Below are 26,060 nucleotides of genomic sequence, written 5' to 3' on the forward strand. Positions count from 1 at the left end.
CACTCGTTTCTTTTTCTTATTTTTCTTATAGTAAGTGTAAGAAGAAAACACATAGGGGGACTAGAAATGAGTGTTCTTGAAGTAAAAGGATTAACAAAAGTGTACCAATCAAAAGGTTCAGTAGCGACGACTGCTTTAAACGATATAAATTTTAAAATAGAAGAAGGCGAATTTGTAGGAATTATGGGGCCTTCAGGGAGCGGGAAAACAACGCTTTTAAACTTATTAGCAACAATTGATAAGCAAACTTCAGGTCATGTGCTTGTAAATGGTGAAGAAATTAATCAAATGCGTGCTGCAAAATTAGCGGAGTTTCGTCGTACACATTTAGGATTCATCTTCCAGGATTTTAACTTACTTGATACGTTATCGATTAAAGAAAATATCATTTTACCACTTGTAATGGCGAAGAAATCTGTAAATGAAATCGATGCGAAAGTGCTTGAGATTGCAAAGTTTTTAAACATCGAAGAAATTTTAAATAAAAAAGTATATGAAGTGTCAGGCGGACAACAACAACGTGCAGCAGCAGCGAGAGCGATCATTCATGAACCTACGCTAATTTTAGCGGATGAGCCAACTGGAAACTTAGATTCGAAGTCAGCAAAATCATTAATGAGTGCGTTGCAAGATTTACATGAACAAAAGAAAGTGACAATTGCAATGGTAACGCATGATCCAGTGGCGGCGAGTTATTGTGAACGTATTCTTTTCATTCGCGACGGAGAAATTTTCTCGGAAATACATAAAGGAAGAACGAAACAAGCCTTTTTCCAAGAAATTCTGGACGTACTTGCGGTGCTAGGAGGAGAATATCATGAACTTTCGCCAGCTCGCGCTTAATAACGTAAAAGGAAATTGGCGTAATTATAAAGCTTTCCTTATTAGTAGCTGTTTATCGATTGTCGTATTTTTCATGTATGCTTCCTTTATTTATCATCCAGATGTCGTAAGTGGTAATATTAGTATGAGGGAGATGATCTCAAAAGGGCTAGAATCGATGAATTATATTGTAGTCATCTTCTCAGCACTCTTTATTTTATATGCAAATTCAACATTTTTACGAGCGAGAAAAAAAGAGTTTGGTCTATTAACATTAATAGGTGGAACAAAATCTCAACTTGGCCGAATGATTATATTAGAACAGCTTATGTTAGGTAGCATTGCAATTGTAGTAGGTATTGGGCTTGGCATGCTTTGTTCAAAGTTATTTTTCCAAGCATTAAGCGTAATATTGAAAATAGATAAAACACTTCCACTCGTATGGAATAGTAAAGCAGTTTTGATTACAGCAGGTGTATACTTTATTCTATTTTTAATCTTATCATTGTTTAGTGTTTGGACAGTAGGGCGCTTGCAAATTATTGATTTATTAAGAGAAGCAAGAAAACAAAAAGTAGAACCTTTTGCATTTACATCGTTATGTGTAGTTGGTATAGGATGTATTATTGTTGCATATGTACTGAGCTTCCAAGTGACATTTATGAATTTTATCATTCTGTTTTTACCGATTGTAGGGCTGACGATAGGCGGAACTTATTTACTGTTTACACAAGGTAGTACAGTCGTATTAAAAGCATTGCAAAAAAGAAAAAGATCTTTTTATACATATCCAAATATGTTCGTACTTAGCAATCTTATTTATAAAATGAAAGATAATGCTCGTTTTCTATTTGTAATTTCTATCATTACGGCCGTTGTATCTTCAGCAGTTGGTACACTGTACGTATTTTTTGAGGATATGAGTTATAAGGCAGTAACTAGTACCCCGCATGCTATTTCGTATGAGGAAAAGGGAATAAATACGCATAATGTCATAAAAGAAGAAAAGGCAAAAGAATTAATAAAAAAACACGGATTTGAAGAAGCGCGAGAAGTAATGTACGTAAAACTTCCTGGAACTCAAAAAATCACGATGTTTAACAGTGAACATGAAGTACCGATGGCGATTGTTTCAGAAAAAGAATATAATGCTGAAGTACGTAAACAAAAGAGAGAGCAAGTTAGAGAAGTTCATAATGCACCAGGTAGTGCAACGATGGTCGTAATGGATATGGCGAACGATATGATGAAGATAGATCGTACGAAACCGTATGAAATTAAAATTAACGGACAAACGCAGTCTGTTCAATTAAATGATCCAACTTCATTTTCTGTTTTTAATGATAGTGAATATCTCATTGTGAATGATCAAGATTTTGAGAAATACGCAAAGCTCGTACCAGATGAAGAAAAGACGAAATATTACGGTTATTATATAGAAGACTGGAAAAGTACGGAAGACCTTGTGTTAGATTTGAAAAAGGAAATTGCACCAGATAAGCAAGGGGAATTAAATAACTCGGTGTTTGCTTATAAAAATATAAGGGAATCAGGAGCAATTACGATGTTTATCGGTTTCTTCGTAGCTGTACTGTTCTTCTTTTTCGCTTGTAGTATGACATACTTTAAATGGTTTAACGATAAAGAACAAGATCGTATTCAATTTAAATCGTTAAAGAGAATCGGTATGACAGATAAAGAAATTCGTAAAATTGCGATTCGACAAATGGGCGTTATCTTCTTTATCCCAATTTTGATCGGTGCAATTCATAGTGGATTTGCTCTTCATACGTTAGGGAAAATGCTTTATATTGATTTATGGAAATCAGGTGCGATTGTAATTGGAGCATACATTGTAGCTTCTGCGATTTACTTTATGATCGCGCAAAGGGGATATTTGAAACACGTGCAAAGCTAGAGAAACCTCTAGCTTTTTGCCTATGTAGTAAGTTATAGGGGGACGATAGATGAACATTCGGCAACTAGCGCTGCAAAATATAAAAGGAAATTGGCGTAATTATAAAGTGTTTTTCTTAAGTAGTTGTTTTGCGATATTTGCGTCTTTTGCATACATGTCTGTCATTGTACATCCGTATATGCAAGAGACGATGTGGTATCAAAACGTACGCTGGGGACTTATCATATGTAATGTTATAATTATTTCTTTTTTCGTCATATTTATTTTGTACGCTACTTCTATTTTCATAGAGGCACGTAAGAAAGAATTAGGATTATATATGTTAATGGGAGCAACGAAATCTAACGTAATAGGAGTGATTATGACCGAGCAAATATTGATCGGGGTATTTGCTAATATTTTCGGTATTGGGCTTGGTATGATCTTCTTAAAGCTCTTTTTCATGGTGTTTAGTATGTTATTGGGGCTTCCGAAAGAACTCCCTGTCATATTTGATGTGAGAGCAATTGGGGGAACGTTTATTACGTATATGTTCGTATTTGTTGTTTTATCTTTTATAAGTGCTTTACGAATATGGAATATAAAAATCATTCGGTTATTGAAAGAATTTCGAGCAGATAAAAAAGAGAAGAAAACATCAATGTGGCTTTGTATATTCGGCTTTATTTGTTTAGGGATAGGATATGCGTTAGCGTTACAAGCGACGGTGACAACGATAGCATTCTATTTTTTCCCTGTGTCTATACTTGTCTTTTTCGGAACGTATTTTTCTTTTACACACGGCACTGCTCAAATATTAGAAATGATAAAACGAAATAAAAAGATTATGTATACATACCCGTATTTATTTATAGTGAATCAATTGTCACATCGAATGAAGGAAAATGGTCGTTTTTTCTTTCTAATGTCAATGGCAACGACGTTTGTAGTTACGGCAACAGGTACGGTATTTTTATATTTTTCTGGTATGCAAGATATGTGGCGGGGCGGGGGAGTACACTCATTTTCTTACATAGAAAAAGGTACTTCTTCTCATGAAGTCTTTGCGGAAGGTGCGGTTGAACAATTATTGCATCAATATGGGTATAATGATTTTCAAACTATGAGTTTTGTTGGAGTGTATGCATCTTTTCAGTCCAATAAGGGAGAAACAGAAGTAGCGCCGCTCATTAAAGAAAGTGAATACAATCAAGAGGCAAGAAAACAAAAACAGAAAACGTATCATCCTAAAAAAGGAACAGTTACACTCGTTTATTATAGTAAATACAATTATCCGTATATGTATGATCAAAAAGAAATCCAACTACAAGTAATAAATCAAACATATTCATTCGTATTTAACGGTCAGAAGGAAGGAGTTCAATTTAACCATCATCCTTCGCACATTAATGGTCTGTTCTTCGTCATGCATGATGAAGACTTTGACAGTATAGCAAATCAGGTTCCTGATTCTGAAAAAATGATATATAGAGGCTATACATTACCAAATATCGAAAATACGAAGAAATTAAATGAAGATTTACGGAAACATATGAAACAAGATAATAATGCATTTCGAAGCAATATGGAGTTATATGTAAATATGAAAGAAGGCGGCGATATTACTCTATTTTTAGGCTCATTTATTAGTATATTATTCTTTCTTACTTCATGTAGCATCGTATATTTTAAATGGTTTCATAACATTTCATCGGATCGTAAAGGGTACGGGGCGCTCTCTAAGCTTGGAATGACGAAAGAAGAAGTGTGGAAAATTTCCCGTTGGCAATTGTGTATGCTATTTTTTACGCCAATTATAGTAGGAAGTATGCATAGTGCAGTTGCGCTATATACGTTTCATAATACGATCTTTATGGATGGTTCATTAAGAAAAGTAGGCTTGTTTATTCTGTGTTATATCGCTGCATGCATCGTTTATTTCTTTTTCGCTCAAAGAGAATATAGGAAACATTTAGACTAGCGAATGCTAGTCTTTTTTAAATATTCGAAATTTACATAGAAGAATATAAAAAAGTATGGTATAACAGTAAGAAAACGAAAAAGAGGGGAAAAGACGATGATTCGAGTAGGATATTTAGGACCGGAAGCAACATTTACAAATATGGCGGTGAGTCGTTTTTTTCCGGAAGCAGAGCATGTACCGTATCGCACGATTCCAGACTGTATTGATGCAGCTGCAAATGGAAATGTAGACTTCGCAGTTGTACCGTTAGAAAATGCCATAGAAGGTTCAGTGAATATAACGGTTGATTATCTTGTACATGAGCAGCCGCTCTCCATTGTAGGAGAAATTACAGTACCGATTCAGCAACATTTACTTGTACATCCGCAGTATGCAGAAGTGTGGGAAGAAGTATATGCAGTGCATTCTCATCCGCACGCTATTGCACAATGTCATAAGTTTTTAAATGAAGAATTAAAAGGGGTAACCGTCCGAGATATGACATCAACAAGTGCCGCTGCGCAATATGTGAAAGAACACCCTGAAGAAAAAATCGCTGCCATTGCAAATGAAGCAGCCGCAGAAAAATACGGATTAACGATCGTAAGAAGTAGCATTCATACGCATAAAAATAATCATACACGCTTCCTCGTTCTCCATAAGAAAAAGAGAGCAATACTCCCGGATAACGGAGAAAACCGAGGAGAGAAAACGACGCTTATGATAACGTTACCTGCTGATTATGCAGGGGCGCTATATCAAGTGTTATCAGCTTTCGCATGGAGAAAATTAAACTTATCAAAAATCGAATCGCGTCCGATGAAAACAGGTCTTGGAAATTACTTTTTCTTAATCGATGTCGATAAAGCATACGATGATGTATTATTACCAGGCGTAACGATGGAACTTGAAGCACTCGGCTTTTCTGTGACTGTGCTTGGGAGTTATTCTTCTTATTGGTTGTAAGAGAGGTGGATGAACTGTCGACATTTCCCTTCTAATCGCTGGTATAATTTCATCAGATAATACATTTTGTGATAGATAAATAGAATCCCACCTATAAATGGTGAGATTCTATTTATTTTAACTTCGCAAGACGATCCTCTAACTGCCCACGCCAAATATCGGCTAGTTCTGGAACAGCAAGAATCTTTTCGATGCCATCTTTATCTTTTCTATTATGAAAATAAATTTCGTTAGAGAACAATACAGAAACATTGCGCGGTTGACGTTCTAGTAATGTAATTTTAGAATCTTTACGTACAGTACCTTCTTGAAGAACGCGACATAGATAACCAGTAAATCCAGTTGCTACAATGCGCGGCAGTATGCCAGGAATACCAAGGCGTTTTGAAATTGTGCTACAAGGTACTCTCGCTTGTGTCACTTGAATGATTGCTTCACCTAGTTGATATGTATCTCCGATGCAAACATCACGCTCTAACATATTTGTTACGGTAATGTTTTCGCCAAATGTGGAAGCTGGAAGCGTAGTTTGAAATTCTTCTTCCCATAGTGCGTAATGTTCGTGTGGGTACACACAAACTGCGCGGTCAGGTCCTCCGTGGTGTTTTAAATCCGCCACATCATCACCACGAAATCCATCTTTTGAGAGAAAAGCTTCTTCTGCAAGTTCTTTACATATACCAGTAATCATTTCTTTATCTTCGCTATATTTCATTTGTTTTGGTTTGCCAATGCTAAAGTGAACGAGTTCAATTCCCATGTTTGATCCCCTTTACAATTGATTACAATATTATATCACTAAAAAAGCACAGAGAATGATAAAAACTCTGTGCTTTACATGAATTAATAAACGAGAAATCCTGCTTTATCTAGTGCCTCGCAAGCAGCGTCTAATTTCTCTTTTGAATCTGCCTCAATTGTATGTAAGTGAATACCATCTGTTAGTTGCGAAAGATAGGAAGCATTCGTGTTTTCAATTTTTTGTAAATATTGCTCTACATCAAAGCGATTACTTACCATGATGGACGCTGTTAAGTCACCGTATACAGGATGCTCAACTTTTACATCTTTAATCGTAACGCCGTGGTCAACAAGCATTGTAAGTTCTTGACGTACTTCCGCTGGTTTATGTTGGCATACAATTACGCGTTCGAAAGCTTGTTGTTTCTCTTGTGGTTTTAAATATAAATACCCTTGAGCAGTCGCAATAATTGGTTCGTTTCGTGCTTTAAGCAAGGAAATATCTTGCACGATAACTTGTCTACTTACATTTGTCTTTTTCGATAGTTCATTCCCAGATAACGGTTCATTTGCAGCGAGAAGCCACTGAAGGATAAGTTGTCGTCTTTCTTCACCTAAAATCTTTTTTTGTTCATTTTGTTTCATTATGATTTAACACCTCTATAAAATTGATTTCCAATTGTGTGTAGTGCATGAATAGTAGTATCAATTTGATCTTTCGTTGTTTGTTGTCCGAAAGAGAAGCGAACATATTGTTTTGCCTCTTCATACGTTTTTCCAATTGCAAGCATTGTTTTCGAAGGTTCTTGTTTACCGACTTGGCAAGCACTTCCAGTGGAAATGGCAATACCATGGCGATTACATTCTAGCATTGTATATTGACCTTCTATTCCTTTTATTGTAACCCCAACAATATGTGGTAAACAAGAAGTAGAATGACCTTCTACTTGAATTTCTAGAGGAAGCGCTTGTAAATGTCTTAAAAAGTAGGATCGTAACTCTTTAAAACGTAAGCTCTCTTCTTGTTGATTTTTTAATATATTCTCAGCAGCTGTTAAAAAAGATGCGATGCCAGGAACGTTTACTGTACCTGGGCGAAATCCTTTTTCATGAGAAGTTCCCGGAAATATTTGTGCCCAGCGAACTTGGGGATTTATATAGCAAGCGCCAACACCCTTTGGTCCGTATATTTTATGTGCTGAAACAGAGAGACTATCAATTCCCATCTCAAAAACATTGATAGGAAGTTTACCAAATGTTTGTACACAATCTGAATGAAATAAAACGTTATATTTTTTTAAAAGTGCCCCGATCTCTGTGATGTTTTGAACGGTTCCGATTTCAGAGTTTCCATGCTGTATGCTTGCTAGAACAGTATTTTCTGTAATGGCTGTTTCTAAATCATCTAAATGAATTAGCCCACCTTCATCAACAGGAATTTCAGTAATGGTATACCCTTCTGATTGTAAGGATTGAAAATAACTTCGAATGGATGCATGTTCCATAGGTGTCGTAATAATGTGCTTCTTATTTCGAGCATTGAGAAGGGATTGAATCGCAAGGTAGTTGGATTCCGAGCCGCCGCTTGTGAAGAATACCCCTTGTTCCTTTCCGCCAATCATTTCAGCAAATGTTTTTCGGCAAACTTGTAATAAAGAAGAGGCTGTTCCTCCAATATCATGTAAACTTTGTTCATTTCCGAAGTATTGCGATGCTGCTTTCATATATGTGTGTAATGCTTCTTCACTCATAGGTGTAGTAGCTGCATAGTCAAGATATATCATCATGTAAGTTCCTCTCCCTAGTAAGAGTTACATTTCTTGTATTTTTTAAATGGTAGTGAAAATAAGAATTATAAAAAACTCTTGTCATTATTTTAAAACTATGTAAATATAGGTGTCAAGACAGTTGAAAAGTGTAAAGTAGGAGGCAACAATTATGCCAAGTGCAGATGTCTTAATTATTGGAAGTGGCGTTGCGGCACTTCGTGTTGCGAAAGAGATTTGTCACGAAAAGAATGTGATTATTATCACAAAGGAAACAAATCGTAATAATAATACATATTTAGCGCAAGGTGGAATTGCCGCAGCAGTTGCAACATATGACAATCCAAATGATCATTTTGAAGATACGTTAGTAGCAGGATGTCATTATAACAATGAAGATGTGGTCCGTTATTTAGTCGAGGAAGGACCGAAAGAAATGAATAATCTCATTGAAAATGGAATGAAATTTGATGGAGATGAAACGGGTCCTCATCTTGGAAAAGAAGGCGCACATCGAAAGTGTCGTATTTTACATGCAGGTGGCGATGCAACAGGAAAGAATTTATTAGAGCATTTCATTCAAGAAGTAGCTCCGCACGTTACGGTAGTGGAACAGGAAATGGTGCTCGATTTTATTATAGAAAATGATAAATGTGTTGGAGTTTTAACAAGAACTAGTGAAGGGAAGTTGAAGCGTTACGTTGCAGATTATACGGTGTTAGCAACAGGTGGGATTGGCGGTTTATACGCCTTTACTTCTAACGATAAGACAATTACGGGTGATGGACTTGCGATGGTGTACCGCGCAGGCGGGGAGCTCGTAGATTTAGAGTTTGTACAGTTTCATCCAACAATGTTATACGCGAACGGGCGATGCTGCGGCCTCGTCTCTGAAGCTGTCCGTGGTGAAGGAGCTATCCTTATGAATGGAAAAGGGCAGCGTTTTATGATGAATATACACCCTGATCACGATCTCGCACCACGTGATGTAGTAGCAAGAGCGATTCATGAGCAGCTTTTGGCGGGTGAACAAGTGTATGTAAATATCGAGTCTATCCAAAATTTCGAAGAACGTTTTCCGACTGTATCATCATTGTGTAAAAAGAATGGTGTCGATATAAATGAAAAACGCATTCCAGTCGTACCCGGTGCTCATTTTCATATGGGCGGCGTGAAAACGAACTGTGATGGAGAGACGTCCATTCCAAATTTATATGCGGTCGGTGAAGTAGCTTGTAATGGTGTTCATGGAGCAAATAGATTAGCAAGTAATTCATTATTAGAAGGTCTTGTGTTTGGAAAAAGAATAGGACAACATATTTTAACCAAAGCGACAAAAGAAAGCTGGAACAACGTGGCTGAGAAGGAAAAGAAGTTTATCGTTCTGAATCATTTGCCGGCGAAAGAAGAAATACAAGAATGCATGATGAAATATGTTGGGATTGTACGAACAGAGCAAAGTTTATCTTATGCAAAGAGATGGCTTAGTAAGTACGGTGTTCGAAATATGATATTACAACATAATGCTCTTACAAATGAAGAGATAACACTTATTAATATGTTAACAGCCTGTGAGCTTATAGTCGTGTCAGCTTTGCAAAGAGAAGAAAGTATTGGTGGCCATTATCGAAATGACTATCCAGATAGAAATAGCGTAAAAAAAGAGATCGTTCGAGTGAGAAGAAAACTACAACTTGTGTGATGAAGGGAAGAGGGGCTCTATGAACACGATAAAAGTGAAAGAAGCATTAAATCGATTTTTTCTAGAAGATATAGGAGAAAGAGATGTAACATCTCAGCTTATTTTTCCAGACAATTTACTTTCAAAAGGAACGTTTCTTGCGAAGGATACAGGTGTCTTTGCGGGGCGTTTAGTAATTGAAGAAGGATTTAAATTAATTGATGAAAGAATTGAAGTGGCGCTTCATAAAAAAGATGGAGATCTTGTAGAAAAAGGCGAAATAATAGCAACTGCGCAAGGACCAATTGCTTCGTTATTGACGGCAGAGCGCGTTATATTAAACGTTATCCAGCGTATGAGCGGGATAGCTACGATGACACATAAAGCTGTTCTTGCTTTAGATAGCGGCCATACACGTATTTGCGATACGCGAAAAACGATGCCAGGGCTACGCATGTTTGATAAGTATGCAGTTGTGTGCGGAGGCGGATTTAATCACCGTTTCGGTTTATATGACGGTGTCATGATTAAAGACAATCATATTGCTTTTGCTGGTTCTATTACGAAAGCTGTTACATCGGTGAAAGAAAAATTAGGACATATGGTGAAAGTAGAAGTGGAAACAGAAACGGAGGAGCAAGTGAGAGAGGCTGTAGCTGCTGGTGCAGATATTATTATGTTTGATAATCGTAAGCCAGATGAGATCCGGGAGTTTTCAAAGATTGTACCAAGTGCCATCGTTACGGAAGCATCAGGAGGCATTACAATTGAAGATTTATCGAAATATGGAAAAACAGGGGTCGATTATATTTCACTTGGAGCGTTAACACATTCAGTGAAAGCACTTGATATTAGTTTCAATATTGAGGCGTAAGGAAAGTGGCTTAGAGGGGGAAAAAGGAATATGAGTATTTTAGAAAAAGTGCAACCGATTGAAACGATGTTACCAGAGCGTTATTACACGATGACAACAGAAGAAATGGAAAAGCGTGTTCGTGAAATTAAAGAAAAAATGGGGGGAACATTATTTATTCCAGGACATCATTACCAAAAAGATGAAGTGGTACAATTTTCTGATGCAGCAGGAGATTCACTTCAGCTTGCACAAGTTGCAGCGAGCAATAAAGAAGCGAAATATATTGTATTTTGCGGTGTACACTTTATGGCAGAAACAGCAGATATGTTAACGACAGATAATCAAATCGTTATTTTGCCAGATATGCGTGCAGGTTGTTCGATGGCAGATATGGCAGATATTGAACAAACAGAAAGGGCATGGAAAGAGCTCGCAAAATTATTTGGAGATACGATGATTCCGTTAACATATGTTAACTCTACAGCTGCAATTAAAGCGTTTTGTGGTCGTAATGGCGGAGCAACAGTAACTTCTTCTAATGCAAAACAAATGGTGTCTTGGGCATTTACACAAAAAGAGCGTCTTGTCTTTTTACCGGATCAACATTTAGGAAGAAATACAGCATACGATTTAGGTATCCCATTAGATAAAATGGCAGTATGGGACCCACATACAGATTCATTAGAGTACGATGGAGATATAGAAGGAATTCAAGTGATTTTATGGAAAGGGCATTGTTCGGTTCATCAAAACTTTACAGTGAAAAACATTGAGAATGTACGGAAAAATCATCCGGATATGAATATTATTGTACATCCAGAATGTTGTTATGAGGTCGTTGATGCTTCGGATTACGCAGGATCAACGAAATATATTATTGATATGATTGAAGCAGCGCCACCTGGAAGTAAATGGGCAATTGGTACAGAGATGAATTTAGTGAACCGAATTATTCAGCAACATCCAGATAAAGAGATTGTTTCACTTAATCCATTTATGTGTCCGTGTTTAACGATGAACCGAATTGATCTGCCGCACTTATTATGGGTGCTTGAAACGGTAGAAAGAGGAGAAGAAATTAACGTTATTAGCGTAGATAAACAAGTGACTGAAGAAGCGGTTCTTGCATTAAATCGTATGTTAGAGCGTGTGTAAAGCAACGGTATTTCTGTTGCTTTTTTTCATGCATATAATCATAACGAGAACGAAATGGGCATACATTGTTTTGAAGAAATCATTGCGATTTTTTTATACTTATTCCACTTCGAACTATATTGGAAATAGAAGAAGTGTTAAAAGTGAAAAGAAGTTCATGTTATTTAGAAGGTGTTACTTCATGAGATTTGTTACTTATAGATAAGTTATACAGGAGGGGGAAAATTTGAAAATTCATATCGTGCAAAAAGGGGATACCCTTTGGAAAATTGCGAAAAAGTACGGAGTGGATTTTGATACGTTGAAAAATACAAATACACAACTTAGTAATCCAGATTTAATCATGCCAGGTATGAAAATTAAAGTACCATCAAACAGCGTTCACGTGAAACAACATGCTGGAGCAGGTTCATCACCTCCAAAACAATACGTAAAAGAAGTACAACAAAAAGAATTTGCAGCAACGCCAACTCCGCTTGGAATAGAGGATGAGGAAGAAGTTACGTATCAATCAGCGCCAATTACACAGCAACCTGCTATGCAACAAACACAAAAAGAAGTGCAAGTAAAACCACAAAAAGAAGTACAGGTAAAACCACAGAAGGAAGTGCAAGTAAAACCACAAAAAGAAGTACAGGTAAAACCACAGAAGGAAGTGCAAGTGAAACAGCAAAAAGAAGTACAGGTAAAGCCACAAAAAGAGGTGCAAAAAGAAAAGCCAATTCAAATGGAAAAACCAGTTGAAAAACCATCTGTTATTCAAAAACCACCTGTTATAGAAAAACAAAAACCAGCAGAAAAAGAAAACACGAAGTTTTCGATAAATGTATTACCACAGCCGCCGCAACCACCAATAAAAGCAAAAAAAGAATATAAAATTTCAGATGTAATTAAAAAAGGAAGCGAGTTAATTGCTCCTCAAATTACTAAAATGAAACCTAATAACATCATTTCTCCGCAAACGAAAAAAGATAATATCGTGTCACCGCAAGTAAAGAAAGAAAATGTAGGGAATATCGTGTCACCGCAAGTGAAGAAAGAAAATGTAGGGAATATCGTGTCACCGCAAGTGAAGAAAGAAAATGTAGGGAATATCGTGTCACCACAAGTAAAGAAAGAAAATATAGGAAACATAGTATCACCACAAGTAAAGAAAGAAAATGTAGGAAACATAGTATCACCACAAGTAAAGAAAGAAAATATAGGAAACATAGTATCACCACAAGTAAAGAAAGAAAATGTAGGAAATATAGTGTCACCAAATGTATCGAAAGAGAATGTAGTCATTCCGCAAGTAATACCGCCAAATATTCAAGTACCAAACATCATGCCAATGTTGGATAACAATCAGCCACCAAACATCATGCCAATGTTGGATAATAATCAACCACCAAATATGATGCCAATCATGGATAATAACCCAATACCAAACATCATGCCAATGTTGGATAATAATCAACCACCAAATACGATGCCAATCATGGATAACAACCAAATGCCAAATACGATGCCAATCATGGATAACAACCAAATGCCAAACATGATGCCGATAATGGATAACAACCAAATGCCAAATATGATGCCGATAATGGATAACAACCAAATGCCAAACATGATGCCAATCATGGATAATAATCAAATGCCAAACATGATGCCAGTCATGGATAATAATCAAATGCCAAATATGATGCCAATCATGGATAACAATCAAATGCCGAATATGATGCCGATAATGGATAATAATCAAATGCCAAATATGATGCCGATAATGGATAATAATCAACCACCGAATATGATGCCATATCAAATGCCATACCAACAGCCTATGATGCCGCCTAATCCGTATTATCAACAACAAAATCCGTATCAAATGCCATATCAGCAAGGAGCACCGTTTGGACCGCAATATACGTCTATGCCGAATCCAAATATGATGCCAATGGATAATAATATGCCGCCGCTCGTACAAGGTGAGGAAGATTGTGGATGCGGAGGAGAGAGTAGGTTATATAGTCCTCAACCCGGAGGACCGCAATACGCAAATCCTTTATATTATCAACCAACTCAATCGGCATATGCGCCACAGCCAGGAACGATGTATTATCAACCAGATCCACCAAATGTATTTGGAGATCCAGTTTCAGAAGAAGAGGACGAAGAGGAAGTTTAAAAAAGGTGGGATTATTCCCGCCTTTTTTTTATGTAGAGTCGTTCTGAAAATGGAAGATTTACATCAAATGTTAGAAAATCCCCAGTGAAATATTAACAGTGTAAAAACCTTCTCTGTTACTCATCATAAGAGGGAGCTTTTCAGAAGAGAAGCTCATTCTAACAGAGGGGGTTTTTGTATTGAATACGAAAGTAAAAGTGATTGCTGCTTCTTTGTTAGTTACCAGTGCATTAGCTGCATGTGGTACACCAAAAGATAACAATGCAATGGATGGACGTAACTACAATTACGAGCGTACATCTTATAACGATACACACCAGTACCGTGATAATGTAACGCGTAATGATCGTTATACAGATTATGTAACATATAGAAATGGTCGTAACGATACAGGATATAACAATTATTACCGTGATGTAAATTACAACGGTCAAATTGCTAACCCGCATCCAACACGTAATATTACAATGAACAATTCATACATTAACAATGATGGTAAAACAGCAGAAAAAATAACAAATCGTGTAAAGCGTATGAATAACGTAGACCGCGTGTCTACAGTTGTATATGGAAACGATGTGGCGATTGCGGTAAAACCGCGTAATCCAGTATCGAATGAAACGGCACTTGCAAACGAAGTTCGTCAAGCCGTTGCAAATGAAGTTGGAAACAGAAATGTATATGTTTCTGTAAGAAATGACATGTTTACTCGTGTCGATGCAATGAGTACACGCCTACGTAATGGTACAGTTACAAACGATTTTAATCGTGATATAGGGAATATGTTCCGAGACATTCGTTACGGTTTAACTGGTACTACTGGTACTATGCGATAGCAAAATAAAAGAGGAAGGGGGAGCCCTTCCTCTTTATTCATCATTGTCTTGTAAACGACGTTTTTTAATGAAATAACTAATGGAATAAGAAATTAAAAAACATATAAAGAAAATACTACCTGTTAGAATAGCCTCAAAGAGAGGTCTTTCTGGACTGAAAATAATATAAATAATGGCTATAATAGTTCCTACAATAAGAGAGCGTAAAATAATTTTGTAATAAGGAGTTAACTTTATATCCTTTTCGCCTTCTTCTACATCGATAGAAACGCTTAACTGTAAATAACTAAGTACAATACTTGTAAGGATAAATAATAACCATAATGGAGATTTCGTAATTTGATCCATTCCTTCAGTGAATCCGATATATCCTAAAATGCCAATTATACCAAGCGATTGAAAAAGAAAGGCAATACGTATGTTTTTTAATGTTTTCAGAATGAGACGTTCATCCTTTATTTTTTTCACAATATCCATCTCCTGTTTATTATGATTTCGCTGTTATATTAATTGTAACATATATATTGCATTTATCAATTTATAATTTACATAAAGTTTGTTTGGGTGAAAGAGGAAATAAAATATTTTTATAAACATGTTGCACTTATACTTTATTAATGTTATATTAGCAAAGCGATGAGCTAATTTACGTAAGACGAGAGATATGCTTAAGTGCTAAACACGCGAATGTGGTCGCCTGGTCTCTCGCCGTAAACGCATCAAGACGCCTGCTTTGCAGGCGTCTTTCATTTTATATGAATGTAATGGGAAGAATGGAGGAATCCAATCTTCCCTTTTTTATTGAAATGAAAGTCGGAAAATAAAGTTATTTACAAGTGTATATGAAAGAGTTACTATTTAATGGTAATATATTACATGTTTTTTAGATATAAAAGGTTGGGATGAATAGGATATGGAGAATTTTGAATGTAGAAATACAGAAGTTGTATTAGAGAAATTTCAGGTCGTAACACCTATATTTCAGGCGTTAGGAGATGAGAATCGTCAGCAAATTATTATGTTTCTATTAGAAAACAAGCAGATGAATGTAACACAAATAACAGATAAAATGGGGATTTCTAGACCGGCTGTTTCACACCATTTGAAAATTTTAAAACAAGCAGAATTAATTGTAGCGGATCGAAATGGAAAAGAAATTTTTTATTCTATAATAGCAGGAGAATTTTTAAAACAGGTGAAGGATTTACTTCAAGCAATAGAGTCAAATTATTAATTTTTTTTAAATAACAAGTAAACAAGTTTAAACTTTTAAACCTATTTGCTTAAAAGGGGTAATAAAAATGAAAAGAATAAACCGTATGTATGTAATTATGTTACTTGTTCCTTTGTTTTGGGGTGGATCTTTTGCAACAGCAGAGCATGTTATTACTGAAATTCCACCGATTACTGCAGCAACAATTCGTTTTGGTTTAGCTAGTTTTATTTTAATAGGCATAATTTTTATGAAATCTGAGTGGAATACAAGTTTGTTATTAAAGAATTGGAAAGGGCTGTTATTTGTATCGCTAACAGGTATTTTTGGTTATAATGTTTTTTTCTTTATGGGACTTAACTATACTTCCAGCCTGAATGGCTCGCTTATTATTGCTACAATGCCCGTTTTTGTAACATTGGGAGCAATATTATTTTTTAAAGAGTCTTGGAGTATAAAAGTGGGAATAAGTTTAATGTTGTCCCTTATAGGTGTAATAGTTGTTATTACGAGTGGTTCAATGAATATACTTATGTCTTTGTCATTTAATAAGGGAGATCTTTTATTTATAGCTGCTTTAATCTGTGGGGTGTTATATAGCTTAACAGGGAAAAAAGTTATGAGTGGTGTATCACCTTTGTTAACTACAATGAGTATGACGGTATTAGGAACCGTTTTTTTAGCAGGATTTTCTCTATATGAAGATGGGTGGGGAAAGGTTTTAACGCTTTCTTTACAAGGATGGCTAGAAATGTTGTATATGGTCATATGCGGGACGTTAATTGGGTATATCGTGTTTAATAAAGGAGTAGAAGAGTTAGGTGCAAGTAAAGCGAGTATGTATTTGAATTTAACCCCCATCGTAGCTACTGGCATAGCAGTTATAGTATATGGAGCAGTTGTTACATGGCAACAAGTAGTCGGAATGATAATTGTACTAATCGGGGTTTATATAGCTACGGTACAATCAAATAAAGATATAAAAAAGCTTTCACATAATCAATACGTTTCGAAATAGGTAGAAATAATTGGACTCTATAAGTCTTAATGAGAACAATCTATGAATTAGGGATAAAACCCCCATTTCCGGAAAAACTACTAATGAAAGTTTGATCTTGCCTAAAAGAGGTGAACGGAAATGAAATGGATACTGATTGCGATGCAAGCTTTCGTTATGATGTTTTGTTTCGTTTATGAAACGAATGTGAAGGCGGAAGGGCCAGTACCAGAAGTAACAGAAAAAGAGCCGGAAGTTACAATTTTATTAGAGCGAATGTATGTTGATGGAGAAGTAAGCGAGGAAATATTTACAGAAAAAGTAGCGGACTTAGAAAAGTTTTTACAGCAGTATAAAGAATGGCAGCTCGTTGATCGTGATGATGTACAAATTGTATTACAAAAGAAAGTTGATGATATTTCTCCGTTATTAAAGACGAGCGGTTATTTCGGTGTGTCAGAGGAAGGGATATTACAAATTTTCAAAGGTGTACCGAAAAGTGATAATGCGATTCATTCCTTCTTTCAAATTGATATGAAAAAGCTTGAGAGTTATGAGCGTGCGAAATTGAAGCGTGGTATTCGCATTAAATCAAAAGAAGGTTTTGTGAAGACGATTGAAAAAATGAAGCAATACGCAGTGCAAAGTAAGAAAAAAAGCAGCTCGTGGTGAGCTGCTTTTTTTCTTACTTGTTTTTATCTAAAATTTGTTTTGCGATTTCATCGATTAGCATATCTTTTCCAATTGGATTGAAAGCTTTCGTATTGAAGATTTCATTCGATACTTCATATACGTGATTGTTTTTAACTGCTTTATTGTCTTTCCAAACGGCACTGTTTTTATAGTCTTCGTAAACTTTATCAGCTTCGCCGCCGAAGTTTACAATAAACATTTGGTCAGGATGGAATGCAACAAGACCTTCTAACGATACTTGTGCCATCGTTTGTTTTAAATCTGTACCTTTTGTTGCTGGAAGTTTTAAGTCATTAAAGATGATGTCACCGTATCCGAAGCTACCGTATACACGGAAGTTTTGTGGTGTAACTGCGACGAACATAAAGTTCTCATCTTTTGTTTTTTCTTTAATTTTTTTAGATAAAGAGTCTGCTTTTTTATCGTAGTCTGCAATCCATTTGTCTGCTTTCTTTTCTTCGTCAAATAGTTTACCTACTTCTTTAAACTTGCCGCGCCAGTCTTCTAAGTTTGTTTCTAAAACAACTGTTGGTGCAACCTTTTCTAATTGATCATAGATCTTCAATTGACGATTATTTAAAATAATTAAGTCTGGTTTTAATGCAGTAACAGCTTCTAGATCAACTTTAGGTGCCCAGTACCACCCTACTGCTTTTACTCCGTCTAATTTTTCTGTTAAATGATTTTGGATTTTATCTTTATATGTGTTTGCTGTACCAACAGGTTTGTGTCCAAGAAGTAATAATTCTTCTGTTGATCCAGAAAGGTCAACAATTCTCTTTGGATTTACTGGAATTGTAGCTTCTCCTTTAGCGTGTTTTACAACTTTTGTTTTCAGTTGTTCTTTCGCTTTCGATTCTTCTTTTTGAGAAGAACAGCCAACGATAGAAAGAACAACTAGCATAATAGTAAATAAAATAAATAGCTTCTGTTTCATCCTGATGTAACCCCTTTAATTAATATTGATAATCATTATCGACTTCTGTATATTAAGGTGCTTCATACTTTCTGTCAATGGAAAATAACAGAAGTTTCAAATAGGGAACATTTGTTGGGGTAGTCTCGCTTTTCTATCATTAAATATGTTAAAATGGAATACATGATTTAAGAGGGAGAGATCGTATTTTGTTTGAATATGTTACAGGTTACGTGGAGTATGTAGGACCGGAATATGTCGTAATTGACCATAATGGAATTGGTTATCAAATTTTCACACCAAATCCGTATGTATTTCAAAGAAGTAAGCAAGAAATCCGTGTCTATACATATCATTATGTGAGAGAAGATATTATGGCACTTTACGGGTTTAAAACACGTGAAGAGCGTTTATTATTTACAAAGTTGTTAGGTGTGTCTGGTATTGGACCAAAAGGCGCTCTTGCAATTTTAGCGTCTGGTCAAACAGGACAGGTCGTTCAAGCGATTGAACACGAAGACGAGAAGTTTTTAGTGAAGTTCCCGGGCGTCGGAAAGAAAACAGCACGCCAAATGATTTTAGATTTAAAAGGAAAACTAGCTGATGTCGTGCCAGATGCATTTGTTGATTTATTCTCAGACACAGAACGTTTTGATGAGAAGAAAGGTTCATCAGCTGAGCTTGATGAGGCGCTGGAAGCTCTGCGCGCACTTGGATACGCAGAACGAGAAGTTTCTCGCGTTGTACCAGAGTTATTAAAAGAATCATTAACGACGGATCAGTATATTAAAAAGGCACTTAGTCTTTTACTAAATGGTAAGAGGTGAGTATAATGGACGAACGTCTCCTTTCAGGGGAATCTGCATATGAAGATTCGGATTTAGAATATTCATTACGGCCACAGACGCTCCGTCAGTATATTGGCCAAGATAAAGCGAAACATAATTTAGAAGTGTTTATTGAAGCAGCGAAAATGCGTGAAGAAACGTTAGATCATGTGCTTCTATATGGACCACCAGGACTTGGTAAAACGACGCTTGCCAATATTATTGCCAATGAAATGGGCGTAAATGTTAGAACAACTTCAGGTCCAGCAATTGAAAGGCCGGGAGATTTAGCAGCTGTATTAACAGCACTTCAGCCGGGTGATGTATTATTTATTGATGAAATTCATCGTTTGCATAGGTCGATTGAAGAAGTGTTATATCCTGCGATGGAAGATTTTTGCCTTGATATCGTAATTGGAAAAGGGCCATCAGCACGGTCTGTACGTTTAGATTTACCGCCATTTACATTAGTTGGAGCAACGACCCGTGCGGGGGCATTATCAGCGCCGCTTCGTGACCGTTTCGGTGTACTTTCAAGATTAGAGTATTACACAGTAGATCAGCTTTCTGAGATTGTTGAACGTACAGCAGAAGTATTCGAAGTTGAAATTGATTCGTTAGCCGCACTAGAAATTGCAAGACGTGCTCGTGGTACACCTCGTATTGCGAATCGTTTATTACGACGTGTACGAGATTTCGCACAAGTTCGTGGTAACGGAACGGTTACGATGGAAATTACACAAATGGCGTTAGAACTACTGCAAGTAGATAAATTAGGTCTAGATCATATCGATCATAAATTATTGCTTGGTATTATTGAGAAATTCCGTGGTGGCCCAGTCGGATTAGAAACGGTTTCGGCAACGATTGGAGAAGAATCTCATACGATTGAAGATGTATATGAGCCATATTTATTACAAATTGGCTTTTTACAACGAACGCCAAGAGGCCGAATCGTAACGCCGCTTGCATATGAGCATTTCGGAATGGAGATGCCAAAAGTATGACGGAGATGCCAAAGCTGCTTATTACAGCTGGTATTTTGCTCATTGTTGTTGGATTAGCTTGGAAGTTCATAGGAAGGCTTCCAGGCGATATTTTTGTGAAAAAAGGTAACGTTACCTTTTATTTTCCTGTCATTACATGTATTGTGTTAAGTATTGTATTATCTTTTATTATGTATATAATAAATCGATTTAAATAAGAAATAGGTGGATATATTTATGGATATTAATCTGTTTGATTTTCATTTACCAGAAGAACTTATTGCACAAATCCCATTAGAAGATCGTGAAACATCAAGATTAATGGTGTTAGATCGTGAAACAGGCGATATTGAGCATAAACATTTTACAGACATTCTTTCTTACTTACATGAGGGGGATTGCTTAGTTTTAAATGAAACGAAAGTTATGCCTGCTCGTTTGCACGGTGTGAAAGAAGATACAGGCGCGCACATTGAAGTACTTCTTCTAAAACAAGAAGAAGGCGATAAGTGGGAAACGCTTGTTAAGCCAGCGAAACGTGTAAAAGAAGGAACTGTTATCTCTTTTGGCGAAGGGAAATTAAAAGCAACTTGCATAGGAACTGCAGATCAAGGTGGACGTCATCTTGAATTTTCATATGACGGCATCTTCTATGAAATTTTAGATGAACTTGGGGAAATGCCACTTCCTCCATATATTAAAGAGACGCTAGAAAATCGCGATCGCTATCAAACAGTATATGCGAAAGAAATCGGTTCAGCAGCGGCGCCGACTGCGGGACTTCACTTTACAGAAGAGTTACTGGAGAAGTTAAAACAAAAAGGCGTCGGGTTAGCTTTCATTACACTTCACGTAGGACTTGGAACATTTAGACCAGTTTCTGCAGATACGATTGAAGAACACCATATGCACGCAGAATATTACCATATGTCTGAAGAGACAGCGGCGTTATTAAATCGCGTGAAAGAGAATGGTGGACGTATTATTACGGTAGGTACGACTTCAACTCGTACGTTAGAAACAATTGCGACAGATCATAACGGTAAGCTTTGTGCTGCTTCTGGATGGACAGACATTTTTATGTACCCAGGTTATGAATTTAAAGCAATTGATGGTTTAATTACAAACTTCCATTTACCGAAATCAACATTAATTATGCTTGTAAGTGCATTTGCAAATAGAGATAATGTACTTCATGCTTATAATGAAGCAGTAAAAGAAAAATATCGTTTCTTTAGCTTCGGTGATGCAATGTTCGTTGCATCTCACGCTAAAATGGGAAACAAATAAAAGGAGTAAATTATGACAGCAATTCGTTATGAATTTATTAAAACTTGTAAACAAACAGGTGCCCGTTTAGGACGTGTACATACGCCGCACGGTTCATTTGATACACCAACATTTATGCCAGTTGGTACACTTGCAACAGTTAAGACAATGTCACCAGAAGAATTAAAAGCAATGGATTCTGGCATTATTTTAAGTAATACGTATCATTTATGGCTACGCCCAGGTCACGAAATTATTCGTGAAGCAGGTGGTTTGCATAAATTTATGAACTGGGATCGTGCGATCTTAACGGACTCTGGTGGTTTCCAAGTATTCAGTTTAAGTGACTTCCGTCGCATTGAAGAGGAAGGCGTTCACTTCCGTAACCACTTAAATGGAGATAAATTATTCTTATCACCAGAAAAAGCGATGGAAATTCAAAATGCATTAGGATCTGATATTATGATGGCATTTGATGAGTGTCCACCTTTCCCGGCTACTTTTGAATATATGAAGAAATCTGTAGAACGTACAAGCCGCTGGGCAGAACGTTGTTTAAAAGCGCATGAACGTCCACAAGATCAAGGTTTATTCGGTATTGTACAAGGCGGAGAGTTCGAAGAGCTTCGTCGTCAAAGTGCAAAAGACCTTGTTTCAATGGACTTCCCTGGTTACGCTGTAGGTGGTTTATCTGTAGGTGAACCGAAAGATATTATGAACCGTGTACTTGAGTTTACAACACCACTTCTTCCAGATAATAAGCCACGTTACTTAATGGGAGTAGGTTCTCCTGACTCGTTAATCGATGGTGCAATTCGTGGTATTGATATGTTTGACTGCGTACTTCCAACTCGTATCGCTCGAAATGGTACATGCATGACAAGTGAAGGCCGTCTAGTTGTAAAAAATGCGAAATTTGCAAGAGACTTCGGTCCGCTTGATCCAAATTGTGATTGCTATACATGTAAAAATTACTCTCGTGCGTACATTCGTCACTTAATGAAATGTGATGAAACGTTTGGAATTCGTTTAACGTCTTATCACAACCTTCATTTTCTGTTAAACTTAATGGAGCAGGTGAGACAAGCTATTCGTGAAGACCGTCTTGGCGATTTCCGCGAAGAATTCTTTGAACAGTATGGCTTTAATAAACCGAATGCTAAAAACTTCTAATACATAATTTAAAAGGAGGAACAAAAGATGAATCCAGGTATGATGAATATCGTTATGATCGTTGCGATGTTTGCGATTTTCTATTTCTTATTAATTCGCCCGCAACAAAAGCGTCAAAAAGCAGTTGCTCAAATGCAAAATGAGTTAGCAAAAGGTGATGCTATCGTAACAATCGGTGGTTTACACGGTACAATCGAATCAGTAGATGAGACGAAAATCGTTATTAAATCTGGTGGTTCACACTTAACTTTCGATCGTAATGCGATTCGTGAAGTTGTGAAAAACTAATGAGAAAGGCCCTGCATGAAATGTGCAGGGCCTTTTTTAGTTATTTTGTTTTGACATATTTACCCCGAAAATACCACCGAGTGTACTCGCGCCCATTAATGCTAATTGATAAAGTAACTGGGAGTTCGATAAAGTTTGAGAGAAGCCTAAATAGTTAACTAGAAAAACAAGTATAGCGAATGTAAGACCTGTTGTGAAACCTACTAGCCAACCTTTCCCTTGTGCTTTTTTGCCGGCAGTAAATCCGGATATAAGCATAGATAAAAGAGCTAGTATAAAAATAGTAACGGCTAATGTCTCTTCAGTCATATCTGTAAACTTTAATAAAAGAGCCATAACCATGCTAATAATTGATGCGAAAATTAATAAGGTAATGATACCAAAGCCAATTGCGGTTGATAATTTTTTCGTTCCATCCATTTATACATTCCCCCTTTTTAATACAAGCATATTTTCTTTTTGCCCAAGTTAGACTAGTTTATTTTTTATAGGGGAGTCTATACGTAAAAAAGGAGATGTAGAAATGGAATGGGTATCAATCATTGGCCGGACGATGCTTTTGTATATCATCATATTAATTATTTTTCGTCTTATGGGTAAACGTGAAATTGGAGAGTTAAGTGTATTAGATTTAGTCGTATTCATTATGCTTGGGGAAATGGCTGTAGTCGCAATTGAAAATACCGATAAATCACTTTGGCACCAATTAGTTCCGATGACTTTTCTTATGTGTATACAGATTATTTTGTCAGTCATTTCATTAAAGTTTCAACGATTTCGGCATTTAATAGAAGGTGAGCCGGCTATTCTTGTAAATGCGGGGAAAATTGATGAAAAGAAGATGAGAAAGCAGCGTTATAATATAGATGATTTATTGATGCAATTAAGGGAGCAAGGAGTTGGAGATATCCGAGATGTAGAATACGCTATTTTAGAACCATCTGGGAAGTTATCTGTCTTTCAAAAACAAAAAGGCGGGCAGGATACATTGCATTTTACTCTTCCTCTTATTATTGATGGAGAAATTCAATTGAATCATTTACAAATGATTGAACATACAGACGAATGGCTCATTGGAAAATTAAAAAACTTAGGTTATAACGATATCACACAAATTTTATACTGCAGCTTTCAAAACGGACAATTTTTTGTTGATTTGAAAGAAAACTAGAGGCTTACTATATGAAATAGTAAGCCCGTTTACTTCAAAAATGAAAGTTTTCGAATGATTGGAAGTCGACTTAATTCTTCTTTTCGAATGAGTTTGAAAGTGAAGAGGAGGATAATATAAACGATTGTTGTTAAAGTGATTTCCCATAATGTTTGTACGCCGAGTGAATGAGAGAAAATTATATATTTATGAAGGTAAAAACCGAAAGCGCCTGCAATACCGATAGCAAGTCCGCCAAAAATGTAGTCTTTTGCGTAAATAGTAAATGTAATTTTCTTTAAAACAGTAGCGTAATGAAGGAATGTTACCGTCACTATATTTGCTGCAATTGCAAGGGCAACCCCCATCATTTGAAAATCTGGCCTTGAAGCTAGTACAAAAATAACGATTAATTTCACGATGGCGCCAATAAATGTATTCATCATTGCAGCTCTTGCTAAGTTTAAAGCTTGTAGAACAGAGGTAAGTGGACTTTGAAAGTAATGAAATAAAAAGCAAGGTGCAAGAAGCTGGATAAATGCTGTTGCACTATCCGATCCATACATAAGAGTTAAAATAGGAGAAGCGAATACGTATAATATAACGACTGACCACCCACCAGTAATTAATGAGATCCGAAGAGCTTGTTGGAGGCGGTGTTCCACTAATTTATGCTGTCTTTTAGCCATCGCTTCACTAATAGATGGAACGAGTGCTGTAGAAAGAGCGTATGTAATAAAGGCTGGCAGTGATAGAAGTGGGAATGCATAACCGTTTAATATACCGTATTGCTGGGTTGCGACAGAGGCAGCAACTCCGGCAATCGCTAAGCTTTGCATAACAACGATAGGCTCAAAAAAATATGAAACGGAACCGATTAAACGACTTCCTGTAGTTGGAAGGGCAATATCCATAAGAGAATAAAATGTACCCTTGCTCTCCTTTACAGTAGTGAAAAATCCAGAGCGTATAGATAAATGTTTTTCGCGCTGGAATAAAGTGAGTAAAAATAATAACGATGCAACTTCACCGAGAACGGCTGATAACATAGCGCCAGCTGCAGCATATTCTACACCGTAAGGTAAAAATAACTGAATGCATATAGCGATAATTGTAATGCGGACAACTTGTTCTATAACTTGAGCATAAGCGCTAGGTTTCATATTTTGTTTCCCTTGGAAATAACCGCGTAAAACAGAAGAAACAGCAATAACAGGAACGACAGGTAAAATGGCCATTAATGGATAGTACGTTCGTTCATCAGTTAATAATGTTTTTGCTAAAATAGGTGTAAGGAGCATAATTCCGATTGTTAAAATGATACTAATAACGGATGTAACAGCTAATGATACTGTTAATATTTTTTTAACTCTTTGTTTATCGTTCACAGCTTCCGCTTCTGCTACAAATTTTGCGATTGCGACAGGAAGGCCGATTTGTGTTAATGTAATTGCTAGAATGAATGTAGGAACGGCCATCATATAAAGGCCAACACCTTCTTCCCCTAAAATACGTGCCATTACAATCCGGTTAATAAATCCAAGGATTTTGGTAATAAAGCCGGCTATCATTAAAATAAATGCACCTTTTAAAAAGCTTTGTCTCGTCATGGTCTTCTCCTACCTTCTCAAAATCAGTGGAATGATTTACAATAATTTATATGCACGTATGAGACAAGAATGACAAGCATTTAAG

Annotated in this window: 25 protein-coding genes and 1 pseudogene; 19 read left to right on the forward strand and 7 right to left on the reverse strand. The window is 36.5% G+C overall.

Features of this window, described 5'->3' with window-relative positions; translation table 11 throughout:
- Nucleotides 1-66 precede the first annotated feature (66 nt).
- From ABH961_RS10245 to pheA, 4 genes are all read left to right on the forward strand, one after another.
- On the forward strand, nt 67-843 hold the full coding sequence (locus tag ABH961_RS10245) for an ABC transporter ATP-binding protein (protein WP_404519365.1): 777 nt from the start codon (nt 67-69) through the stop codon (nt 841-843).
- Complete coding sequence (locus ABH961_RS10250; RefSeq protein WP_404519367.1) at nt 818-2,740, forward strand: ABC transporter permease; 1,923 nt, start codon at nt 818-820, stop codon at nt 2,738-2,740. The genes ABH961_RS10245 and ABH961_RS10250 overlap by 26 nt, the downstream gene beginning before the upstream one ends.
- 49 nt (nt 2,741-2,789) lie before the next feature.
- A complete protein-coding gene (locus ABH961_RS10255; protein ID WP_048541379.1) occupies nt 2,790-4,700 on the forward strand; it encodes an ABC transporter permease in 1,911 nt (636 codons plus the stop codon).
- Nucleotides 4,701-4,796: 96 nt separating this feature from the next.
- Nucleotides 4,797-5,648 (forward strand): prephenate dehydratase, encoded by an 852-nt coding sequence (gene pheA / locus ABH961_RS10260; RefSeq protein WP_048541381.1) that lies wholly within the window; start codon nt 4,797-4,799, stop codon nt 5,646-5,648.
- Between the two features lie 112 nt (nt 5,649-5,760).
- Here pheA and ABH961_RS10265 read toward each other — a convergent pair whose 3' ends face one another.
- From ABH961_RS10265 to ABH961_RS10275, 3 genes are all read right to left on the reverse strand, one after another.
- Nucleotides 5,761-6,408, reverse strand: a complete 648-nt coding sequence (locus ABH961_RS10265; RefSeq protein WP_048541383.1) for an MOSC domain-containing protein — start codon at nt 6,406-6,408, stop codon at nt 5,761-5,763.
- Between the two features lie 83 nt (nt 6,409-6,491).
- On the reverse strand, nt 6,492-7,034 hold the full coding sequence (locus ABH961_RS10270) for a transcription repressor NadR (protein ID WP_000812272.1): 543 nt from the start codon (nt 7,032-7,034) through the stop codon (nt 6,492-6,494).
- On the reverse strand, nt 7,034-8,176 hold the full coding sequence (locus tag ABH961_RS10275) for an IscS subfamily cysteine desulfurase (RefSeq protein ID WP_088064471.1): 1,143 nt from the start codon (nt 8,174-8,176) through the stop codon (nt 7,034-7,036). Before ABH961_RS10275 ends, ABH961_RS10270 begins: the two co-directional genes overlap by 1 nt.
- 151 nt (nt 8,177-8,327) lie before the next feature.
- Between ABH961_RS10275 and nadB the strand changes: the two genes are divergently transcribed.
- The 5 genes and pseudogenes from nadB (at nt 8,328) to ABH961_RS10300 (ending at nt 14,853) form a co-directional block, all read left to right on the forward strand.
- Nucleotides 8,328-9,857 carry an L-aspartate oxidase gene (gene nadB / locus ABH961_RS10280; RefSeq protein ID WP_098079539.1) on the forward strand — a complete coding sequence of 510 codons (1,530 nt, stop codon included), beginning with the start codon at nt 8,328-8,330 and terminating at the stop codon, nt 9,855-9,857.
- A gap of 19 nt (nt 9,858-9,876) precedes the next feature.
- Entirely contained in the window at nt 9,877-10,710 is an 834-nt protein-coding gene (nadC, locus tag ABH961_RS10285) for a carboxylating nicotinate-nucleotide diphosphorylase (RefSeq protein WP_048541389.1), read from the forward strand.
- Between the two features lie 30 nt (nt 10,711-10,740).
- A complete protein-coding gene (gene nadA, locus ABH961_RS10290) occupies nt 10,741-11,847 on the forward strand; it encodes a quinolinate synthase NadA (protein WP_098079541.1) in 1,107 nt (368 codons plus the stop codon).
- Between the two features lie 226 nt (nt 11,848-12,073).
- A pseudogene (gene safA, locus ABH961_RS10295) lies at nt 12,074-12,230 on the forward strand (SafA/ExsA family spore coat assembly protein); the annotation flags it as partial.
- Between the two features lie 1,966 nt (nt 12,231-14,196).
- On the forward strand, nt 14,197-14,853 hold the full coding sequence (locus ABH961_RS10300; RefSeq protein ID WP_048541394.1) for a YhcN/YlaJ family sporulation lipoprotein: 657 nt from the start codon (nt 14,197-14,199) through the stop codon (nt 14,851-14,853).
- Nucleotides 14,854-14,886: 33 nt separating this feature from the next.
- Here the strand turns inward: ABH961_RS10300 and ABH961_RS10305 are convergent, their stop codons facing one another.
- On the reverse strand, nt 14,887-15,330 hold the full coding sequence (locus tag ABH961_RS10305) for a branched-chain amino acid ABC transporter substrate-binding protein (protein ID WP_081257175.1): 444 nt from the start codon (nt 15,328-15,330) through the stop codon (nt 14,887-14,889).
- 436 nt (nt 15,331-15,766) lie between these two features.
- On the opposite strand from ABH961_RS10305, the gene ABH961_RS10310 reads away from it, so the two are divergent.
- The 3 genes from ABH961_RS10310 (at nt 15,767) to ABH961_RS10320 (ending at nt 17,735) form a co-directional block, all read left to right on the forward strand.
- The gene (locus ABH961_RS10310) at nt 15,767-16,087 is read left to right on the forward strand and encodes an ArsR/SmtB family transcription factor (RefSeq protein WP_048541397.1); all 321 of its coding nucleotides are present in this window, start codon (nt 15,767-15,769) and stop codon (nt 16,085-16,087) included.
- Nucleotides 16,088-16,154: 67 nt separating this feature from the next.
- On the forward strand, nt 16,155-17,084 hold the full coding sequence (locus ABH961_RS10315; RefSeq protein ID WP_098067698.1) for a DMT family transporter: 930 nt from the start codon (nt 16,155-16,157) through the stop codon (nt 17,082-17,084).
- A 120-nt stretch (nt 17,085-17,204) separates the two neighbouring features.
- A complete protein-coding gene (locus ABH961_RS10320; RefSeq protein WP_046956297.1) occupies nt 17,205-17,735 on the forward strand; it encodes a BofC C-terminal domain-containing protein in 531 nt (176 codons plus the stop codon).
- A gap of 13 nt (nt 17,736-17,748) precedes the next feature.
- Here the strand turns inward: ABH961_RS10320 and ABH961_RS10325 are convergent, their stop codons facing one another.
- Complete coding sequence (locus ABH961_RS10325; RefSeq protein WP_048541402.1) at nt 17,749-18,693, reverse strand: iron-hydroxamate ABC transporter substrate-binding protein; 945 nt, start codon at nt 18,691-18,693, stop codon at nt 17,749-17,751.
- Between the two features lie 188 nt (nt 18,694-18,881).
- On the opposite strand from ABH961_RS10325, the gene ruvA reads away from it, so the two are divergent.
- The 6 genes from ruvA to yajC are packed head-to-tail and all read left to right on the forward strand — an operon-like array spanning nt 18,882 to nt 23,215.
- Nucleotides 18,882-19,499, forward strand: coding sequence for a Holliday junction DNA helicase RuvA (gene ruvA / locus ABH961_RS10330; RefSeq protein WP_000464511.1), 618 nt, complete (start codon nt 18,882-18,884; stop codon nt 19,497-19,499).
- A 5-nt stretch (nt 19,500-19,504) separates the two neighbouring features.
- Nucleotides 19,505-20,506 carry a Holliday junction branch migration DNA helicase RuvB gene (gene ruvB, locus ABH961_RS10335; RefSeq protein ID WP_000344467.1) on the forward strand — a complete coding sequence of 334 codons (1,002 nt, stop codon included), beginning with the start codon at nt 19,505-19,507 and terminating at the stop codon, nt 20,504-20,506.
- Nucleotides 20,503-20,703, forward strand: coding sequence for a DUF2905 domain-containing protein (locus tag ABH961_RS10340; RefSeq protein ID WP_000138163.1), 201 nt, complete (start codon nt 20,503-20,505; stop codon nt 20,701-20,703). The genes ruvB and ABH961_RS10340 overlap by 4 nt, the downstream gene beginning before the upstream one ends.
- 19 nt (nt 20,704-20,722) lie before the next feature.
- Complete coding sequence (gene queA / locus ABH961_RS10345) at nt 20,723-21,775, forward strand: tRNA preQ1(34) S-adenosylmethionine ribosyltransferase-isomerase QueA (protein WP_098079997.1); 1,053 nt, start codon at nt 20,723-20,725, stop codon at nt 21,773-21,775.
- A 12-nt stretch (nt 21,776-21,787) separates the two neighbouring features.
- A complete protein-coding gene (gene tgt / locus ABH961_RS10350) occupies nt 21,788-22,927 on the forward strand; it encodes a tRNA guanosine(34) transglycosylase Tgt (RefSeq protein WP_000125362.1) in 1,140 nt (379 codons plus the stop codon).
- Between the two features lie 27 nt (nt 22,928-22,954).
- Entirely contained in the window at nt 22,955-23,215 is a 261-nt protein-coding gene (gene yajC, locus ABH961_RS10355; protein ID WP_001068064.1) for a preprotein translocase subunit YajC, read from the forward strand.
- A gap of 36 nt (nt 23,216-23,251) precedes the next feature.
- On the opposite strand, the gene ABH961_RS10360 is transcribed toward yajC, so the two are convergent.
- Complete coding sequence (locus tag ABH961_RS10360) at nt 23,252-23,635, reverse strand: TIGR04086 family membrane protein (protein ID WP_000349129.1); 384 nt, start codon at nt 23,633-23,635, stop codon at nt 23,252-23,254.
- A 103-nt stretch (nt 23,636-23,738) separates the two neighbouring features.
- On the opposite strand from ABH961_RS10360, the gene ABH961_RS10365 reads away from it, so the two are divergent.
- Nucleotides 23,739-24,386, forward strand: coding sequence for a DUF421 domain-containing protein (locus ABH961_RS10365; RefSeq protein WP_048541407.1), 648 nt, complete (start codon nt 23,739-23,741; stop codon nt 24,384-24,386).
- A 29-nt stretch (nt 24,387-24,415) separates the two neighbouring features.
- Here ABH961_RS10365 and spoVB read toward each other — a convergent pair whose 3' ends face one another.
- Nucleotides 24,416-25,975, reverse strand: a complete 1,560-nt coding sequence (gene spoVB, locus ABH961_RS10370) for a stage V sporulation protein B (protein ID WP_048541409.1) — start codon at nt 25,973-25,975, stop codon at nt 24,416-24,418.
- Between the last annotated feature and the right edge of the window lie 85 nt (nt 25,976-26,060).

This window comes from Bacillus sp. RC251 (assembly GCF_044908765.1).
In the GTDB taxonomy this organism is placed as follows: Bacteria; Bacillota; Bacilli; order Bacillales; family Bacillaceae_G; genus Bacillus_A; species Bacillus_A wiedmannii.

What these genes read in the sequence shown, in the direction of transcription:
- ABH961_RS10315 (WP_098067698.1), top strand. Translation starts at nt 16,155, where the DNA reads ATGAAAAGAATAAACCGTATGTATGTAATTATGTTACTTGTTCCTTTG.
- ABH961_RS10325 (WP_048541402.1), bottom strand. Translation starts at nt 18,693, where the DNA reads ATGAAACAGAAGCTATTTATTTTATTTACTATTATGCTAGTTGTTCTT.
- ABH961_RS10320 (WP_046956297.1), top strand. Translation starts at nt 17,205, where the DNA reads ATGAAATGGATACTGATTGCGATGCAAGCTTTCGTTATGATGTTTTGT.
- ABH961_RS10255 (WP_048541379.1), top strand. Translation starts at nt 2,790, where the DNA reads ATGAACATTCGGCAACTAGCGCTGCAAAATATAAAAGGAAATTGGCGT.
- ABH961_RS10270 (WP_000812272.1), bottom strand. Translation starts at nt 7,034, where the DNA reads ATGAAACAAAATGAACAAAAAAAGATTTTAGGTGAAGAAAGACGACAA.
- ABH961_RS10305 (WP_081257175.1), bottom strand. Translation starts at nt 15,330, where the DNA reads ATGGATATTGTGAAAAAAATAAAGGATGAACGTCTCATTCTGAAAACA.
- ABH961_RS10310 (WP_048541397.1), top strand. Translation starts at nt 15,767, where the DNA reads ATGGAGAATTTTGAATGTAGAAATACAGAAGTTGTATTAGAGAAATTT.
- ABH961_RS10340 (WP_000138163.1), top strand. Translation starts at nt 20,503, where the DNA reads ATGACGGAGATGCCAAAGCTGCTTATTACAGCTGGTATTTTGCTCATT.
- nadB (WP_098079539.1), top strand. Translation starts at nt 8,328, where the DNA reads ATGCCAAGTGCAGATGTCTTAATTATTGGAAGTGGCGTTGCGGCACTT.
- ABH961_RS10250 (WP_404519367.1), top strand. Translation starts at nt 818, where the DNA reads ATGAACTTTCGCCAGCTCGCGCTTAATAACGTAAAAGGAAATTGGCGT.
- ABH961_RS10265 (WP_048541383.1), bottom strand. Translation starts at nt 6,408, where the DNA reads ATGGGAATTGAACTCGTTCACTTTAGCATTGGCAAACCAAAACAAATG.
- ABH961_RS10365 (WP_048541407.1), top strand. Translation starts at nt 23,739, where the DNA reads ATGGAATGGGTATCAATCATTGGCCGGACGATGCTTTTGTATATCATC.
- tgt (WP_000125362.1), top strand. Translation starts at nt 21,788, where the DNA reads ATGACAGCAATTCGTTATGAATTTATTAAAACTTGTAAACAAACAGGT.
- nadC (WP_048541389.1), top strand. Translation starts at nt 9,877, where the DNA reads ATGAACACGATAAAAGTGAAAGAAGCATTAAATCGATTTTTTCTAGAA.
- ABH961_RS10275 (WP_088064471.1), bottom strand. Translation starts at nt 8,176, where the DNA reads ATGATGATATATCTTGACTATGCAGCTACTACACCTATGAGTGAAGAA.
- ABH961_RS10245 (WP_404519365.1), top strand. Translation starts at nt 67, where the DNA reads ATGAGTGTTCTTGAAGTAAAAGGATTAACAAAAGTGTACCAATCAAAA.
- yajC (WP_001068064.1), top strand. Translation starts at nt 22,955, where the DNA reads ATGAATCCAGGTATGATGAATATCGTTATGATCGTTGCGATGTTTGCG.
- queA (WP_098079997.1), top strand. Translation starts at nt 20,723, where the DNA reads ATGGATATTAATCTGTTTGATTTTCATTTACCAGAAGAACTTATTGCA.
- spoVB (WP_048541409.1), bottom strand. Translation starts at nt 25,975, where the DNA reads ATGACGAGACAAAGCTTTTTAAAAGGTGCATTTATTTTAATGATAGCC.
- pheA (WP_048541381.1), top strand. Translation starts at nt 4,797, where the DNA reads ATGATTCGAGTAGGATATTTAGGACCGGAAGCAACATTTACAAATATG.
- nadA (WP_098079541.1), top strand. Translation starts at nt 10,741, where the DNA reads ATGAGTATTTTAGAAAAAGTGCAACCGATTGAAACGATGTTACCAGAG.
- ABH961_RS10360 (WP_000349129.1), bottom strand. Translation starts at nt 23,635, where the DNA reads ATGGATGGAACGAAAAAATTATCAACCGCAATTGGCTTTGGTATCATT.
- ruvB (WP_000344467.1), top strand. Translation starts at nt 19,505, where the DNA reads ATGGACGAACGTCTCCTTTCAGGGGAATCTGCATATGAAGATTCGGAT.